The following is an 18,791-nucleotide window of genomic DNA, read 5'->3' as shown; positions in this document are numbered from 1 at the left end:
CAAGAAGGAGGAACATATGTTTAAAGATGATAACCTACACCAAGCAATGCTTGAGTTTCTAGGAAAAAAAGAAAATGAAATGATTACCTCAGATGAGTTAGAGAAAATAGATATATTATCTTTACGTAATAAAGATATTGAATTTATTGATGGATTAGAAGACTGTATCAACTTAGAAGTGTTAGATTTAACTGGAAATCGAATTGAACACATTCATCCATTAGAAAAATTAACCAAGCTAACGAAACTTCGTTTATCAAGAAATGCATTGCAAAGCATTGAACCATTAAAAGACTTACAACGTTTATCCAATTTGGATATTTCGCATAATGAAGTATTCCCGCTAGATTTACGTCGTCTAAAAGACTTAGATAATCTAGAAGTACTTAATATTAACAGTACAAATGTTTCACATATTGATAAACTTGATAAGCTTGATAAACTACGTGAACTACATGGTGGTGTACGTAGTGATAACTTTGATTTATCTGTGTATTCAGAATTAAAAAACTTAGAAGAATTACATTTACCAAAAATGTGGCTATATGATATTTGTAAGTTACAAGGATTAAGAAAACTACGTGTACTGGATATTTCAGGTAACTTATTTCATGATATTTCTGTCCTTGAGGATTTTGATAGTCTAGAAGAATTAAATCTTTCTAATAATAAATATTTACATGATATTTCGTTATTGGCGAAAAGTAAGAATTTAAAAAGTTTACAGTTAAATAACTGTAAACTTATGAATATTGATGCTTTAGAAGGACTTACAAAACTAGAGAATCTAAACTTGGAATATTGTGAGATTAAAGATTTAAGTCCAATTCGGAATCTAACAAATTTGGTGCGTTTGGATTTAGGAAAAAATAGAATTACTGATATCACCATTCTAGAGAACTTACGTAAGATAGAAAATCTAACAATTGATCATACATATTTAACGGACTTAAGTTTCTTAAAAGACTTTGATTGTATTCATGAATTAGACTTCCACAACAACATGATTTTGGATATTACTCCATTAGCTGAATGTACGCATTTACGTGTACTAGATGCATCAAATAACTGGTTTAGTGATCTAACTCCTGTAAAAGATTTAGTAGAGCTACAAGCGCTTAAAATCGCCAACAACAAAGTAGAATCACTTGAACCATTAAAGAACTTAACGGAACTACGAATTTTGGATATCTACAATAATGTAGTAGAAGATTTAACACCAGTACAAAATATGATGAAACTGATTCGCTTACGTGCAGATCATAACTCAATTATGGATCTTGCTCCAATTCAAAACCTGACGAATCTTGTAAGTTTGACGCTTAAAGCGAACTATATTACAGATTTAGAACCATTAATTGGTATGAATAAGTTATATGAATTACGACTTGATTCAAATCCACTTGAAAATATGGAACAACTTGAGAAGATGCAGTACTATGAAAAATTTACGTACTAGAAAAGGAATGTAGGATGAAACATGTAATTATGCTTAAAGACATGAAAACAAAAGAAGATCGTGCTCGTGTCACAGAAGATTTAAATGATTTGGGTATTGAACATAGTTTTGATGTCGAACAAAAAACATTAGCGATTAATGACCGTGGTGATGCGGTTCGTAATGCAACTAGAATTTTAAGTGAAAATGGGTTCTTGACTTACTAAGTCAGAACCTTTTTTGAATAAATGATGAAATATTGTTGCTGATTTATTTGGTTGAAAAAAGGAGAACTGCTGCTCTCCTTTTACATTACTATTCTGCATCAAATTCGTTTCTAATAGCTACATACATTTTCCTTAGATCTTTGAATAGATGTACATTTACTTCTCTAGGATAAAAATGCGGTCTATCATATAAGATTTGAAGGTATTCATTTATATCTTCTACTTTTGCTATTTCAAATACGTAACAAATATCATCATTTTCGTAATATTCATCTAGGTATTTTACTTCAACATTCGTTTCATATCCATTGTCTTTGACATTGAAAACGATATTACTTTGATTATCTTTAAATTGAATTGCAGCTTTTTCTTTAATAACGATTTTATCTTCAGCTAAGGTTTCAGAAATTAAATCTAATTTCACATCACCTAAAGTTGTAGATGTATGTATCTTAATTGGAAATTGCTCATACTTTTCGGTAATTACTCGTCCAAAGTAATATACGATTGCTGCAAGTAGTGCAAATAAGTTGTAACTTGCCCAGAAAATAATAATAAGTGGTCCGGTCGATTTATATAATATTACTTGTCGTATACAAATAAAGATTGTAATTACAGATAGGATTGCAAGAATAATGTGTGGTAAAGCTAGAATAAAACGTGAGTTACGCCCTGAGGCTTTCGTTTTATTAGTGACCACAAATTTCTTTTGTGGAATCATTAAAGTTCCCTTAATAATTGAACCCATCAAATATGGAAATTGGATAGTATCTTGTCGATCACTTAAAACGGCACTTATTGTCCCATTCGACATTTTTTTCAATCCATAATTATAAATAATAAAATATGGTAACCACATAATCATTAGACTTTCAAAAGTTGTATCAGCTACATGAATTCCAAATAATCCGTATAAGATTGGACAAAGGATAAACACTAGCCTTCTTACAAAAGTCCACCAGTAACTATATGCTAAGAAGAAATTCCATTTTTGTTTGAGTGACATTTTCCCAAACCAGAATTTCTTAGTCATGATACCTTGTGCTGCTCCACGACTCCAGCGCTTACGTTGCTTAATGAAGTCATCAACAGTATCCGGTGATAATCCATGAGCTAGTTCCTTTGGAACTGCTATAGATCGATATCCCTTTCCTAAAATATCAATGCTTGTTGCAAAATCTTCAGTAATTGAATGTGTTGCAAAGCCTCCTACCTCTTCTAATATTTCTCGATCAAAGACTGTATTCGAACCAGCAAATGCAGAAGATTCTGTATTAATTCTAGCTACGTTTACAGAGTGATAGAAATACTCCTGTTCATTAGGTTGTGTGTCTTCAGAATACAAGTTTGTTTGTAAAACATCTGCATTATAAAATGCTTGTTTTGTTTGCACATAACCTAATTTCTTTCCTTTATATTTTTCATCAGCTGTTCTTAATCGCCACTTATTAGTATTTTTATCTTTGATCATCTTATCTTGAAAAAAGTATGGTACTGTTTCAATTAAGAAGTCTGATGTAGGAATCATATCTGCATCAAAGATTGCAATTAATGGTGAATGAGTCTTAGGTAATGCATAATTTAAATTACCTGCCTTTGCATGTTTATTTCCATCAAAACCAAAATATCCAACTTGCATATCTTTTGCAAGTTGGGCAACCTCAGCTCGATTGCCATCATCACATAAATATATATGTACTTTTGATTTGTCTGGATATTTTAAATGCTTGCATCCATTCAATGTTTTATATAACAAATCCAGCGATTCGTTATGAGTCGCAATCATAAAATCCACATCAGGATACATATCCTCAGGGATTTCGGGCATCTCTGGTATTTTTACATTATGCACGTTAAGCATATGTGTAAAAGTTTCAACTACAGTAATTGCCTCTGAAAACCATAGTATAATTCCAAGTACTACTGATACGATTCCAAACTTAAATGGAATCGTGAAGATTAATCTCCAACTGATATAAACAAACGCTAGAATAAATACTACATACATAGTTACTTTTCTATTAATTAGCGTTTCCGTCACGTCTTTTTTATCTTTTTTTCTATTCATTAGAAAACTTTCCCCTTTATTATTATTTTAGATGAAAAAAAGTATCTAATTCAGTATTGCTGTTTCCATGTAACAGGTAATACTGAATTCTATCCTGAATTGATGATTCTGCAATTGAATCTCTATTCTGTAATTCAGTTAACTGATTCTCATTATCAAATATACACACACTTGATACCACTGGTATCTTTTTTGAAGCTTCATACAGAAGTTTTTCATATCCTGTCATTGGTAAATTAGCGGTCTTTAAAATATAACTGTTTAAATAATTCAAACTCATTATACTTGGTGCATTATCTTTCATTTCTTCAAAATCGATATAATTTGACCACATAAAATAGAATGTTTTAAAAGATGCGAGGTTTTTATCTAAACCACTATCTTTTGCCCAATTGTCTTTATACTGTTCAATTACTGTATTTTCTACAGCGGGTAAGTGATCTCCATACCCGATGACAATAGTTGGCCTTTCTCTATTTTTTAAAGTATTAATAAATTCTTCTAATTGTTTATCACTTTCATTCATTAGTGATAAATATTGATTCGTTTCTGCTGAATTAGCTACATCTTCAACAGTAATGGTATTTTCGTAGTCTTTTGCTTCATAACCACCATGAGTTTGAATGGTTATGTTATAGATGAACTGAGGTTGGTCACTCTTGGCTTCATCAAGAATTTTTAATGTTTCATTGTACATAGCTCTATCAGAAGTGTAATAACGAACCATATCATTTTCCATTTCATCCTTTGTAATAAACGTATCAAAACCTAATTTAGGTAATGCTTCATTTCTTGACCATGCATCTTTAGTTCCTGTATGCATTGCTGTTGCAGTGTAACCCAATTCTTTTAATGTTGATACTAAACTTGGTGTATCCTTCGTAGTGCTATAAACAAATGGTGAGGGATGTAATCCGTAGACACTATTTGTGCCAGTGAACACTTGATATTCACTAAATGATGTTCCTCCTCCAAAACTTGATACAACCAAGTCATTATAAATCCCATTGTCAGCATCTTTTAAACTTTCAATGAAAGGCATTACTTCTTTGTCTGTTTCGATATAACCGTTTTCAGATAAGTTTGACCAACTTTCACCCATGATTAAGACAATGTCTGGTTTTAATCCTTCATACTTACTTGAATCAGAAGTATACTTGCTAATATCTTCTAAAATTGAATCAACAGAGTAATTGGTTGGCGCTTGTGTAACCGTAGATTCATAGTTAGCTAAAAAATTAACCAATTGCCCATTTTCTTTTACTGACACGGATTGATCCCAATAAAATGGCTCATATCCTAACTCATTAAATAACGTTCCTGAGAAAGTTAAATATGGTATGCATAAACAAACTACTAAAATACTAATTCTAATTGTTGCATTTGATAATTTGTTTTTTATTTTTCCATCAAAAGGTATTGCTAGAATCATAAATCCAACAACTATTAACACACTCGTTATTGTTGTTCTATTAAGCTTAAATGTATATCCACCAATTACATCAAGAGCCGTATCACCACCGTATATATCTCCATATACAAGTGGCGTTCCTCTAAGTGTTAAAGTGTAATAACTAATTAATGAAAAGATTAAAACGATTCCTCCAACAATTATAATTGTTAGATGAAATCTTCCAGTTATTGCATATACAACTCCACACACAAGTGCAATCAATAAAACCGGAAGTAATAATGCTCCAATGTTATTTTGAATAATATAACTTAGATCAGATCCACCAGCATATTCTATAACATAATAAAATACTAGTGATGCCAAAACTGACAAAATCAAATATGTGATTTTACTAGTGAATATTTTGTTGGATGGATTTTTAAAATATAATAAACTACATATTAATGCTGCGAATGCAATAAATGTCGGACTTGCTAGAAATCCTTGTGTAAAATCAAAGTACAATGTACAAACACACAGTACAATCGATAGTGCTAACTGAATGTTTTTTCTAGATAAATAGCTACTTTTCTTATTATCTTTTTCATTTGTATTTGCACTATTTTTTTCATCTTTCTTTTTATCTTGCAATGATAATTTCCTCCTCCTTCTAATCGAAATGGTATGTTTAAAAAACGAAAACCGCTCGATACGGACATAAAACACACATAATAAATTGTAACATAATGTGCTTACTAATAAAATATTTTTAGTATGTCTTTAAGAGTGTCAAGGGTGTGAATTCAACCAATGTATTTGTAAATCGTATAGTTCGTTTATAAAGGTGTTATAAAGCATGCAGAACTTAGCATTTTGACATGCTTTTTTGAGCATGATAGTTGTGATAAATGTGCCATGCCTTTATAAAATTAAAGGAAGTCTTTAGAAGAACTTCCTGATACATTTATAGTAGTTACGTTACAATAAAAAATATAAACAACTTCTTTGTAAATATGAAATTTTCAAATCAAATGAAATGATGAAACTTTATTTTGGATTGCAAATATCATTTCATTAAGTGAGAATCCAATAAATTTTTGCTACTTTTTTAATCTCTTTTTACTATTTTATACATCAAAGCATTAAAAAAGCCCTTAAATAAGGGCTTATATGACTTATGGAGCGAGCGAGGAGAATCGAACTCCCGTATCGACCTTGGCAAGGTCGTGTTCTACCATTAAACTACGCTCGCACTTGGTTATTTTAAAATGGCGGAGTAGGAGAGATTTGAACTCTCGCGCCAGTTTCCCGACCTATACCCTTAGCAGGGGCACCTCTTCAGCCACTTGAGTACTACTCCACAGTTATTCTCGTGACAACGCTCATTAATATTATCATATTCGACAGTCTTTGACAAGCACCTAAAAGTTAAAAGTTTTGTGCTAAATGTGAAAAAATGGATAGTTAAATGTTGATTTATACGTCTTGTTTTGCTTATTACTAATCCCTGGATAAAATGTTTTTATGTTGAGGGTTTTCGTATAGTAAAAGATGAAGAACTTGAACAATTAGAAATCTTTTTAAAGAAAAATGATATTGAAGCAAATATTGAAAGTTTTGCTAGGGGTGTGAGTGTATTCAACTTAGATCAACATTCAAAGAGAACATAATACGATTCAATTTACATATCCAATTGAAGCAATGATTGTATTTATGATTGTGATTGGCATCGTGTCAATTGCATTGCCACTCTATCAATATAAGAAGATAGAAAAGCAAAGTTTGGTAGAAAGACTCACGAAATAAAAAAAGAACATGAGCATCTCAATATACATTGTTCGGGTATTCACGTACTATAAGTATGTAAATACCCGTTGGGGTATAGGAGGTGCTTATGTTTTTTTCGAAAGTAAAGTCAATTAGTACAAGTGAATTGGCAACAAAAATACAAGAACAAAAAGATATCGAAATTATCGATGTCAGAGAAAAGGATGAATTTAAAGGTGGTCATATTAAGGAGGCTAAAAATATTCCTTTATCAAACTTCGATGTAAATAAAATCAAGAAACAACCACTCTATGTAATCTGTCAATCTGGTATGCGTAGCAAACAAGCATACAAACATTTAAGTAATCTAGGGTATGATGTCACCAATGTAAGTGGTGGAATGAATGCGTGGAAAGGCAAGGTGGTATAAGGTATGAAGTGTGATGCAAAAATTGTCAATCGAATTAAGCGAAGTGAAGGGCAACTTCATGGTATATTGAAGATGTTAGAAGAAGAAAAAGATTGTAAAGATATTGTGAATCAGTTAAGTGCAGTTCGCTCAAGTGTAGATCGTATCATCGCATTGATTGTTGTGAATAATTTGAAACAACTTTCTGATACAAGTGCAAGTGAGAGCGCAATCGAAGAAGCAGTCGAATTGTTAATGAAATCAAGATAGGGGAAACTTATGAAAATACTAATTGTAGGAGGAGTTGCAGGTGGAGCATCTGCAGCAGCAAGATTAAGAAGATTATCGATGGATGATGAAATCATTCTATTTGAGAAAGATGAATATATTTCATTTGCCAATTGTGGACTACCATATTATATTGGTGGCGTGATTGAAGAACGTGATAAGTTATTAGTCCAAACGGTAGAAGGAATGACAAAACGATTCAACTTGGATATTCGAAATTTCCAGGAAGTGATGTCAATTCATCCTGATACAAAAACTGTGGATGTATACAATCATCAAACAAATGCATCTTATACAGAGAGCTATGATAAATTAATTTTATCGCCAGGAGCAAATCCAATTTGGCCAAATGTACCAGGTATTGATGAAGCAAAAAATGTTATGAAGTTACGAAATGTACCGGATACAGATCGTATCAAAGAAATGCTAACGCATAATCCTAAAAAAGCAGTTGTAATTGGTGCTGGATTTATTGGGATTGAGATGGCAGAAAACTTACGTCATTTAGGTTTGGATGTAACACTTGTTGATTTAGCAAATCAAATACTTACACCTTTTGATCCAGAAATGGCAGTAGTTTTGCAAAATGAAGTAAGTCGTAATGGCGTGCACTTGCATTTAGGTGTAGGTTTAGAAGGCTTTGAAAATGAAGGCAAGACAGTATTACTTAGTGATGGAAGTAAATTGGAAGCTGATCTTACCATTCTAGCAATTGGAGTATCTCCAGCTTCTAAACTTGCAAAAGAAGCAGGTTTAACGTTAGGACTAAAAAATGGAATCGTAGTAAATGAACAACTACAAACATCAAATCCAGATATTTATGCGATTGGTGATGTGATTCAAGTAAATCATTTGGTATCCAAGACACCAACGTATATTCCATTAGCTTGGCCAGCAAATCGTCAAGGTAGATTGGTTGCAGATCATATTCATGGAATTGAGATTAACTATCAAGGAACACTAGGTTCGAGTGTGGCAAAAGTGTTTGATATGGTTGGTGCATCAACTGGATTAAATGAATTTATGGCTAAAAAACTTGGTTACGATGTAGCAACAACGATTGTGCATCGTGCAAATCATGCAAGTTATTATCCAGGTGCAAAAAATTTAACTTTAAAACTTGTATATGATAAGCAAACACTAGATATACTTGGTGCACAAGGTGTTGGGTATGAAGGTACAGAAAAACGAATTGATGTACTTGCTACTGCGATTATTGGAAAGTTGAAAGTAACAGATCTACCAAGATTAGAATTATGTTATGCTCCACCTTTTTCAAGTGCGAAAGATCCAGTCAATATACTTGGATATGCAGCAAGTCATTCAATTAATGGTTTATATCAAACCATTAGTTGCCAGCAATTAAATGAACGCATCGATGATTATTTTATCTTAGATGTGCGTACACCTACAGAATTTGTTGGTGGACATATTAAAGGTGCAATTAATGTTGAACTTGATAGTTTACGTAATCAAATCGATAAACTACCAACGAAAAAAGATACAGCGATTGTTGTGTACTGTCAAATTGGACAAAGAGCACACTATGCATTAAGTTTATTACATCAACTTGGGTATACGAATCTATACAATTTAAGTGGTGGATATACGACTTTTTGCGAAATACAGAAAGCAAATTTATAGTTGTAGAGAAGATGTCCGTTTGAATAAATGTACATCTTTTTACGTCCAAAGCAAAACAGTTGCCTAAAGTGAACTTTGCATCTATGATGTCATAAAGGAAGTGATATTAATGGAAAGAAAAGTTAAAAAATTAGTACAAGGATTTCATGCAGTAGATGGAGCAGGTGTACACTTAGTTCGTGTCTTGGGAAATACGACAGTAAAGGATTTTGATCCCTTTTTAATGTTGGATTCGTTTGATTCTCATAACCCAAATGATTACATGAAAGGATTCCCATTTCACCCACACCGTGGGATTGAAACTGTTACTTATTTAATTCATGGAGAAATGGAACACTCAGATTCTCTAGGAAATAAAGGAGTGATTCATGATGGAGAAAGTCAATGGATGAATGCGGGCAGTGGGATTATGCACCAAGAAATGCCAAGTCCAGTTGATCAAATTCTTGGATTGCAGTTATGGATTAACCTTCCTAAAAAAGATAAAATGAGTCAACCTACGTATCGTGATATTACACAAAAAGATATCAAGGTTGTCAAAAAGGATGGTGCAACTGTACGTGTTGTTTCAGGGAATTATGATGGTGTTCAAGGAGTTGAACCAAAGTATGTAGATGCTCAAATTTTTGATGTCGATTTGAAAGCAAATGCAAGTATCGAGATCTCAACACGCCCAGAAGATAATGTATTTATCTTTACGATTGTTAATGGAGTTGTCATTGATGGTTCAAATATAGCTGCTAAAACTGCAGTATTATTTAATGAGGGTGATCATATTCGTATTACTGCAAAAGAAGAAGGTTCTCGATTTATTTTCTTTGCTGGCAAAAAATTAAACGAACCAGTTGCATGGGGTGGTCCAATTGTAATGAATACACGAGAAGAGTTGGAACATGCATTTGACGAATTAGAGGATGGTACTTTTATCAAAAATCATGCAAAAAACATTTAGATGACAAAACGTCTTTACCTCAAAAAGAAAAGCGAGCAACAATTGCTCGCCTTTTCTATGCAAAATATGTATGACTTGCTTTCCACTTGCGTAAAGCAATACCAACCCAGAAACCATAGATTCCAATTGTGACTATCGTTAGTAACAACCATTTGACCCAACTTCCAAATAATCCAACTGCAGTCCCATTGAAGGCTAAACGTCGTCCTTCAACAACTGTATGCTTTGTTTCCCAGTTGTAAATCATGGTAATTGCCCATGGTGCACAAATACCAAGGGTAATTACTGTGACAAGTACACCAAGTAGTTTATATCCAATTAGTTGTAATAAACCACCATCAAAATATGAATTGTTCATTATTCTCTCCTTTTTTTCATTATGTATTATAATTCATAAATCTACTTGATGATAGTAAAAAGCTCAAAGTGTGTCTTTATAATGCTTTTTATATTTTGCTTGAATTGGAGGTAAGTTCTTGCGTTCTTTTTTTAACGATAGATGCATTGTACTAGACAATAGATAAAATTTGATTATATAATAACACCGATTCAATACTTAATCATAAACTAACGCAGTGCAGGCAGTATGTGTGTCAGTCGAAAGTGCGGAGTGATTATGATGGGTAGAAAAGTGTTTTACAAAAAAACAATTTTAATAGCAATGGTATGCTCTTTTTTGTGTACATTTTTTCTTGTACGTATGCAACAAAAGGCCCTTGCGTATTCGAGTGAACGCGTATCAATAGAAGTTGATGATATGCGTTTTTTGTCGTCCACGGATAAACATATAGTGTATGAAGATACATTATATACTGATGAGATGTTATTGTTGGAAGTTTATGCAACTGCAGTTACTGATTATCAAGTAGAACAGGATCAGTCATTTTCGATTCACTTTGAAAACTATCAACAATTACGGTTTTCATTTGATGATGAAGTACATGATGTATTAGATATGGATGGACAAATCGCAGGTTCTTTTTCGTTAGTACTACAAAATGAGCAATTGTATATAAAAGGGATTATATATGAACCAATTCAACCAAATGAAAAACTAGTATTCAACATTCCGTATGAAATGCAAGTTGATACTTCTGTTCAAGATCAAACAACCATAGACTTTAGTTTTGATCAATATACTAAGACATACACAATAGGTGATGAAATAATAAATTCAGTTGTAACTACTCCGATGGATACGAATACACAACTGAATGGGATTTGGGTGAGCTATGGGATTAATGAACAAATCCCTCCACAAGATCCTGCAACACCAGGATCTGAAATTAACTATAGAATTATTGTGACATGTATACGCGACGGAACTGCCCACATACGACTTAAGGATGAAATGGGATTACTCGATAATACAACAGGATTTGGAGAAATTCTTGAAGATCCATTGAGTTCATTAAGTGCGGGGAATGATGAGATTGATATTAAGATGTATACGCCTGGTATTAACGGATATCAAGAAAAGAAAGCAAAATTCAAGGACTTGCAAAATGGAGATATTTCCTTAACGATGACAAAAAACGTATCCATTGAAATTACGTATACATTATATGTTCGAAACCTTGATGATATTGCTATAGATGGATCGCTTTATGCACAGTACAATCGCGAAATGCAAAGTAGCGTACTTGTCGAAGAATTAATTAGTGGCGTAGTTATTGACTCCTATATTTCGACAAATGAAATTCAAATTCTATTACCAGAACCACAATCAGAGTTACTAATTACAGATGGTAATCAAAATGGAGTAGCTGAACCAAATGAGATGATCACGTTTTGTTTGCGAAGTGAAAATGTTGGAGAAATCAACATGGAACAGCAAAAAGTTGAAATGTACAGTGATGGTAATTTGAAGTATTTTGTAGATCCAAGTGTTGTCCCTGTTGATATATATTATGATGGAAAAAAGGCGGAAAGAACTTATACCGTAAGTGATTTGTATAATAAAAATTTTGTCGAACATTTAAATGCAAAACAGGTTTTTGAAGCCAAATTCACATTACAACTTAAAAGCGATGATGAACTGAAAGCGCTAGGAGTGAGCCCAGATACAATATTTCACAACTATGGTACGGTCGGAAATTCATATGTATATGGACAACTTGTTATGGGCGGACAATTATCGATTGAAGCACGTGTTGAAAAGCTAAGTCTTGTGAGTGGAAATGATTCAGTTATACGTCCTGGTGATAAGATGAAGTATACAGTGGAAGTAAAAAACCAAGGTAAAAAAATACTGAGTGATATACCTTTGCGAATGTACTTTGACGAAAATATGGAATACATCAGTATTAGTGATACGCTTAACGAAAATACGTTCTTGTCGATAAAAAGTAATATGAATCATACCATTTCAAAACAACTTCTAATTCGTTTGTGGAATGATGCAGATCCTGTCAAATTGACGATACAACCAGGTGAAATACTGACTATAGAATTTGTGTTGGTAACACCCGAGATAGTCACAAGTAATGGTTATAACTTAAAGAAGTTAGAGGATGCTATGTTTAATCGATTTGAGACATCTTTTACAGTGGAGTCAAATACAACATATCAATCAGATGTATCGATCGCAATGGATAAACCGAATTTACAAGTAGAATTAATAATTGTTGATCCAAATGGTAATCATATGCTAGAGCCAGATGAAACATATACATTTCACTTTATTGTGATAAATAATGATGTAGCAAAAAAGCGAGTTCCTGTTATCGCATATCTTGATGATTTAAAAGCACATGCAAATGCTTTTGGTAAGAATCAAATTATGATATACCATTACACATCAGATGACAATGTAACTACAAATGGTGAGTACAATGTCGATGCATTAATTTCGGGTATCGATGCATTTTATCTTGAACCCAAAGATATCTTACAGATAACTTTTTCGATTCGATTTCAAGACAATACAACATTACTTGATGGACGTACTTTAGATGTTATTGCTGAGGCAAATGGAGTTCAAAAAAATGAAGAATTGTTAACCTATGTTCCAGTACCGATAACTGGTTTTGACAGCAGGCAAAGTTATTTGTTGTGGCTTATCGTATGTCCAACAATTGTCGGTGTATTATATGGAACGTATAAATATCGTAAGTGGAGGAAAGGATGATAGAAAACTTAAAAAATAAAGCTGTGGAGAACAAAGACAAACACGCCACGTTAAGAAAAGAGGGTTTGCACTTACTTGTGAAAATCGCAATTGTTGGAGTTGTAGGATTCATGATTTTTACTTTTATTTTTGGAGGGTATAAAGTAAAAGACTACATGATGGATCCTTATATTTCGTATGGAGATTTCGTTTTGTATTACCGGATGGAAAATGACTTGCATGTAGGAGATGTAGTAACTCTGCAAAAGGAAGATGAAAAACAAGTAAGAAGAATTGTTGCTGGGGCAGGAGATACAGTGGATATAACTGAAGAAGGTTTACATATCAATGGTGCCTTGCAATTTGAACCGAATATTACACATCATACACTTCCATATGAGAAAGGGATACGCTTTCCAATCACACTAAAAGAAGATGAGTGGTTTGTACTTGCAGACAATCGTCAAGATGCTTTAGATAGTCGTGTATATGGAGTAGTAAAGACAAAAGAAATTGAAGGAAAAGTAATTACTTTGGTTCGAAGAAACATGATATAGAGGAGAAAGAGAAAGATGAAACAGAAAAGTAGTAGATGGAAAAGTTTAAGTTTAGTGTTGTTGCTATGTATGGCAATTGTAGGAACAACAAAGGTTGAGGTGCTTAGAGCGGATGTAATTGAAACAACAGATCCTGTAATTATAAGTCGTTTGGTTGTAGCAGATGGAATTGAAATTCCAAGTGTAAAATTCAAATATGATTTTGAAGCAATTGATTACAATGATACAACAGATGTATCAAGTGCACCAAATATTAATAGTGTTTTTAGTTCAATGGAAGATGCAGATAAACAATTAGATACAACAAGTGGAAGTTATGTTGTTGAAAAAAGTGTAACTGTACCAAAACCTGCCGGATTTACAAAACCTGGTGTATACACATATACAATTAAAGAGGAAGCTGCTGCATACAATACAACAGGCTCTCAAATAGAAGTAAAGGGCATGAATTTTGATCCAGCAGAATATAAAATGCGTGTGTATGTAAAGTTAGTAAGTGGACAATTTCAAATCGATACAATTACAATCGAAAAGGATAATGAAAAAGTTGATGGAAGTGCTACAGAAAAAGGATTACTATTCACAAATGTACTAAAAAAGACTGCAGGTTCAAATGGTCCTGAACTAACTGATGCAAATAAGATTGTTTCTTTTTCAGTTCAAAAAAATGTTGAAGGAGAATATGGAGATTTAAATAAAGCGTTTGAATTCAAACTTACGTTTGGAACTTCACCTACAGAAACGGAAACCGGAAATTATACATATTATATTGTAGATATGTTAAACAATGGAGCAAAAGTGAGTTCAGATGAACTACTTACATTGTTACCTAACAATACAAGGGAAGTTATTGTGAACTTAAAGCATGGACAACGCGTGGTTTTCTTAGAGCTACCTGCAGGAACGACAGTTAGTGCAACAGAGACACACGATGCTAAATATACAGGTTCCTATGATATTACTCAAAATGGAGTAGAAAAAAGTGGGAAGAAAACACTTATTGGTGATGATTTATATATTTCGTATGATGATGATACAAGTAAACCAACTGTACTGGGGGAATCTACAAACAAAGCATATGTAACAAATACACATATTGAAGTTAACTTCACTGGATTTGTAGTTGATAATTTTCCGTTTATGGTACTAATCGTAGTTGGTGCAATTGGATTATATATGGCATTACGTAACAAACGTACAAGTCACTAAGGAAATGTAATTACTCATGCAAGAAAAGAAAGGATATATTGATTTTTGGATACTTGTTGTACGATTTATGCATAAACTTATGAATCGAATCATCATTCTCCTATGTATACTGATGATAGCGTATGGTACATATGCGATGTGGGACAATAACAAAACAACTATCGCTGCATCAACAAAACAATATGAAATCTATAAACCAAGAACTGATAATCATGTATCCTTTGATGAATTGATTGCAAAAAACAAAGACGTATTTGCATGGTTATCCATTGATGGAACTGCCGTTGATTATCCAGTAGTTCAAGGCAATAATAACAGCAAATATATGAAGACTAATCCACTAGGTGAACCTTCACCTAGTGGAGCTATCTTCTTGGATTCTAGAAATAACAGAGACTTTCAAGATTTTAATAGTATTATTTATGGACATCATATGAACAAGAATGCTATGTTTGGACAACTTCATACCTTTACACAACAAGAAGTTTTTCAAAAGTATACAACAGGTTCTTTGTTTTATAACGATACAACCTATGCGCTTGATATTGTGGGTATTTTAAAAGCAGATGCATATGATGTGGATATATATCAACCAGGGATCCATCAAGATTATAAAAAAATAGAATATGTGGATTACTTACGAAGTAAAGCTGTACATTGGAGAGATACAGTAATTCAATTGGATGATCGTATTTTATTACTTAGCACATGTTCAAATGATACAACCAATGGACGTTACATTTTAGTTGCAAAAATAGCAGATGAAATAGTACATCCAAGTACAAATAATCAACAGACAATCAATACCAAACCAACAGTGAAGACAAATGGGTATAATTTGTGGATAATTATTGGAATAATTATCTTGATTATCCTCTTAGTTGGATTGTTGTTGTTATGGTTAAGTAAACGCAAAAAGAAAGAAGCAAACAAGGAAGATATAGAAAGCAATTCTGACTTATTATAGATAACAATATAAGTTATATTGTTATTGAAACAAAAAGTACAAATACTTTATATAAAAAGATAAGCACAATATGAAAAAATATTGTATAATACCTCATGGTAGGAAGTACTAACATAATATGTAGTACGGATGCTGTGTAACAAAGGTATGGAATTGTAAGGTAAGTGAAGACTTGCAAAGCCATGTTTGCGTAAAAAATCAGATATCGATTGCGTGCTATTGGAGAAAGTAGCAATCCTAGGATATCTACATTATGCAAAAGAGAAAGAATAAATGAGATTGGATATAACAAATTAGGGTGTAAAGCGGAAGTCGGATATGACATGGTGCCTTTACTTGCCTTAGGTATAACATACAAATCTCATGAACGAAGATGATTCCAACGAGTCATCTTTTTTTGTTTTCTTTTTTTTGTTTTCATTTGAATGAGTTGTCTAATTATTTGTGTAATGATACCATTCTACTGTATAAATAATAATTGTGTGTGAATGAATAAGACAGGGAGCGTAATGTACGTAGAATGAAACTAGAAAATAATAAAAAAAGTAACTGGAAATTGGATCTCAAATCGCAAAAGCTCCGTTTGTTTTTGATGGTCTTTTTTTTGGTATCACTTGGATTCAGTATGATTCAAATTGAACACAAATTTCAAACGCCAAATCATTATATCGAAACACGAAGACTGGATAATCAAACAAGTCAAGTTTCACATGTAAGTACGTATGATTATCAAAATCCAATTGCCATTGGTAGTGATGTAGATTACAAACGTTCCATCAATCGAGGTTTATCAAGACTTGATGAAGGAGAAGCAATCGCTAAAAAATACGCCGTGATTGCCTCAGAGGAAGATGGAAAAAACGGAATTATCAAATCCATTTATGATGTAGTAGGAAAACCAGTAACGTACCAACAAGACGTCCTTTTTGTGCTTGATAGTTCAAGTTCTATGAATATGTATGCACAACAAGCTTATGCAGCACAAACCATTCATTGTTTACATGATGAACATTATTACAAAATTGCTGCACATACATTTATCAATACAACGGATAAAGATATTTACTTTCAGCCAAGCACTTCATTTGGTTTGTTGAAATGGTCAAACATTTCTCAAGACCAGTGGAAACACTTTATGAATGAATACAAATTAAAAGAAGTTGAAGTGAGTAAGCAAATGATTGAAGCGTGGAATCCAGTCGCACATCATTATAAGAAAGAAAAAGGAAAGTATGTGCATATTAAGACAGATCAAAAACTTCTTGAAGAACATACATTTGCAAGTCCGAAAAATCATGTAGATGGATGTACAGATCGCTTGTCGATTGCGAAATCTTCGATTCAGTCGCTAACAAGAAGTATGTTAAAAGCAAGCGAAGGAAATCAAATTGGCTTTATTTCTTTTTCTGGAACACATACTGATTACACTGCATTCACAAGTGAATATGCTAACATCATAGAGGGAATTCATAATACAAAAAGTGATGTGGAAGGAAATACTGATGCTTTATTTTCCTATGTTGAAAAGATTGTAAGTGAAAGGAAACAAGAAAGAGTAGATGTACCATTAAAAATTATTTTAATTTCAGATGGAGCATCCACACATGATAAGTCATCATTACCTATTATCAATCGAATAAAAATGTTGGATGATGTCGAGATATTTGCGACAGGAATCCATGTGGAAAATGATATAGTCTTACGTGCATTTGCTACTGATGAAACACACTTTATGAATGCAATAAGTGAGAACCACTTTATTGAGTACTTTAAGAATTTAACTACAAAGTTAGTTACAAGGCCAGAAGTGAATTTAACTTTTACACTCGCTGAAGCATTTACGATATACTGTGATACAACGCATCCAATCACTATTGGTGAGAAAGAATACACGAGTATAGATCAAGTGCCAAGTTCTTTGCTAGAAATATCAAAAGATGCAAAAGATTATCAGTGGAATATTGGAGCGATTGGTTTAGATGGTCGACGCCTATCTTTTTACACAAAGATGGATGAGGATATACGATACGCTACAACAGGTACGCACAATTATTCTACAACAGATACAGCACAGCTCAATTATCAGGAATTGCTTGCAAGTGTTGATGGCATTGCTAGTGGAAATCAAATTATGATGCCACTATATCAATTGCAAGAAGTATCCGTACTAAATAGTCAAATCGAAACAAAAAAACGAATAAAGAAAACTGATGGCAATACTATTACCTATCAAATAGATGTTTACAACAATGGTTCGATGGATTTACATAATATTGTGTTAGTGGAATTCTTAGAAGATAACATAACACATATTAAAGATGAAAAAAATACAAGTAAAAAACGATATGTGAATTTTAAAATTGATGAACTAGCTGCAGGTAAACATGCAATTATTACTTATGAAGCTATTGTTGATAAAGATACACTTGATAATTCAACACAAGCGAATATTGAAATTCGAAATTATGAAGCATACAGTAAAGCAAGTCGTGCAAAAGATGTACTTATGTCACAAGAGTATCTATACCGTGAGCATAGTTCAAATACATACATGGCTGAGTTTTGCGGTTTTATAACTGTTGCACTTGGTTTATTGTTGCTACGTTTACGTAAAATTCGAAAGCAAGCAAATACTACAAAAAGTAATTAAAATTATGACACCAAAACCATGATATTATCCCCCTTAGGTAGACAGTGCAAATAAATAAAGCACTTTTAACCTAAGGGGGTTTTATTATGGGAAGAAAAAATAAGTATTCATTT

Annotated in this window: 14 protein-coding genes and 2 tRNA genes; 11 read left to right on the top strand and 5 right to left on the bottom strand. The window is 32.7% G+C overall.

What is annotated here, in order from left to right:
- Positions 1-16: 16 nt before the first annotated feature.
- Both M2098_RS09650 and M2098_RS09645 read left to right on the top strand, forming a co-directional pair.
- On the top strand, positions 17-1,459 hold the full coding sequence (locus M2098_RS09650; RefSeq protein ID WP_280683964.1) for a leucine-rich repeat domain-containing protein: 1,443 nt from the start codon (positions 17-19) through the stop codon (positions 1,457-1,459).
- Between the two features lie 14 nt (positions 1,460-1,473).
- Positions 1,474-1,665 carry a hypothetical protein gene (locus tag M2098_RS09645; protein WP_134171391.1) on the top strand — a complete coding sequence of 64 codons (192 nt, stop codon included), beginning with the start codon at positions 1,474-1,476 and terminating at the stop codon, positions 1,663-1,665.
- 88 nt (positions 1,666-1,753) lie between these two features.
- Here the strand turns inward: M2098_RS09645 and M2098_RS09640 are convergent, their stop codons facing one another.
- From M2098_RS09640 to M2098_RS09625, 4 genes are all read right to left on the bottom strand, one after another.
- Entirely contained in the window at positions 1,754-3,733 is a 1,980-nt protein-coding gene (locus M2098_RS09640; protein ID WP_280683967.1) for a glycosyltransferase family 2 protein, read from the bottom strand.
- A gap of 22 nt (positions 3,734-3,755) precedes the next feature.
- Positions 3,756-5,777, bottom strand: coding sequence for an LTA synthase family protein (locus M2098_RS09635; protein ID WP_280683969.1), 2,022 nt, complete (start codon positions 5,775-5,777; stop codon positions 3,756-3,758).
- Between the two features lie 527 nt (positions 5,778-6,304).
- Positions 6,305-6,378, bottom strand: a tRNA-Gly gene (locus M2098_RS09630).
- A 17-nt stretch (positions 6,379-6,395) separates the two neighbouring features.
- A tRNA-Ser gene (locus M2098_RS09625) sits at positions 6,396-6,486 on the bottom strand.
- A gap of 534 nt (positions 6,487-7,020) precedes the next feature.
- Here M2098_RS09625 and M2098_RS09620 point away from each other — a divergent pair.
- The 4 genes from M2098_RS09620 (at position 7,021) to M2098_RS09605 (ending at position 10,186) form a co-directional block, all read left to right on the top strand.
- Complete coding sequence (locus M2098_RS09620; protein ID WP_280683971.1) at positions 7,021-7,323, top strand: rhodanese-like domain-containing protein; 303 nt, start codon at positions 7,021-7,023, stop codon at positions 7,321-7,323.
- A gap of 3 nt (positions 7,324-7,326) precedes the next feature.
- Positions 7,327-7,572, top strand: a complete 246-nt coding sequence (locus M2098_RS09615; RefSeq protein WP_280683973.1) for a metal-sensitive transcriptional regulator — start codon at positions 7,327-7,329, stop codon at positions 7,570-7,572.
- 9 nt (positions 7,573-7,581) lie between these two features.
- Positions 7,582-9,234 carry an FAD-dependent oxidoreductase gene (locus M2098_RS09610; protein WP_280683975.1) on the top strand — a complete coding sequence of 551 codons (1,653 nt, stop codon included), beginning with the start codon at positions 7,582-7,584 and terminating at the stop codon, positions 9,232-9,234.
- A gap of 109 nt (positions 9,235-9,343) precedes the next feature.
- Positions 9,344-10,186: a pirin family protein gene (locus tag M2098_RS09605; protein ID WP_280683977.1), complete on the top strand. Its 843-nt coding sequence runs from the start codon at positions 9,344-9,346 to the stop codon at positions 10,184-10,186.
- A 55-nt stretch (positions 10,187-10,241) separates the two neighbouring features.
- On the opposite strand, the gene M2098_RS09600 is transcribed toward M2098_RS09605, so the two are convergent.
- A complete protein-coding gene (locus M2098_RS09600; RefSeq protein ID WP_280683979.1) occupies positions 10,242-10,544 on the bottom strand; it encodes a DUF898 family protein in 303 nt (100 codons plus the stop codon).
- A 399-nt stretch (positions 10,545-10,943) separates the two neighbouring features.
- Between M2098_RS09600 and M2098_RS09595 the strand changes: the two genes are divergently transcribed.
- From M2098_RS09595 to M2098_RS09575, 5 genes are all read left to right on the top strand, one after another.
- The gene (locus M2098_RS09595; protein WP_280683981.1) at positions 10,944-13,316 is read left to right on the top strand and encodes a hypothetical protein; all 2,373 of its coding nucleotides are present in this window, start codon (positions 10,944-10,946) and stop codon (positions 13,314-13,316) included.
- Positions 13,313-13,852 carry a signal peptidase I gene (gene lepB / locus M2098_RS09590; protein WP_280683983.1) on the top strand — a complete coding sequence of 180 codons (540 nt, stop codon included), beginning with the start codon at positions 13,313-13,315 and terminating at the stop codon, positions 13,850-13,852. Before M2098_RS09595 ends, lepB begins: the two co-directional genes overlap by 4 nt.
- Before the next feature lie 15 nt (positions 13,853-13,867).
- Positions 13,868-15,061 carry an FctA domain-containing protein gene (locus M2098_RS09585; RefSeq protein ID WP_280683984.1) on the top strand — a complete coding sequence of 398 codons (1,194 nt, stop codon included), beginning with the start codon at positions 13,868-13,870 and terminating at the stop codon, positions 15,059-15,061.
- A 16-nt stretch (positions 15,062-15,077) separates the two neighbouring features.
- Positions 15,078-16,028, top strand: a complete 951-nt coding sequence (gene srtB / locus M2098_RS09580; RefSeq protein ID WP_280683986.1) for a class B sortase — start codon at positions 15,078-15,080, stop codon at positions 16,026-16,028.
- A 625-nt stretch (positions 16,029-16,653) separates the two neighbouring features.
- On the top strand, positions 16,654-18,678 hold the full coding sequence (locus M2098_RS09575) for a VWA domain-containing protein (protein WP_280683988.1): 2,025 nt from the start codon (positions 16,654-16,656) through the stop codon (positions 18,676-18,678).
- The last annotated feature ends 113 nt before the right edge of the window (positions 18,679-18,791 follow it).

Origin of the sequence: Breznakia sp. PFB1-19 (genome assembly GCF_029893935.1) — a bacterium.
GTDB classification, from domain to species: domain Bacteria; phylum Bacillota_I; class Bacilli_A; order Erysipelotrichales; family Erysipelotrichaceae; genus Breznakia; species Breznakia blatticola.
This window is presented reverse-complemented; position numbering and strand designations above follow the sequence as displayed.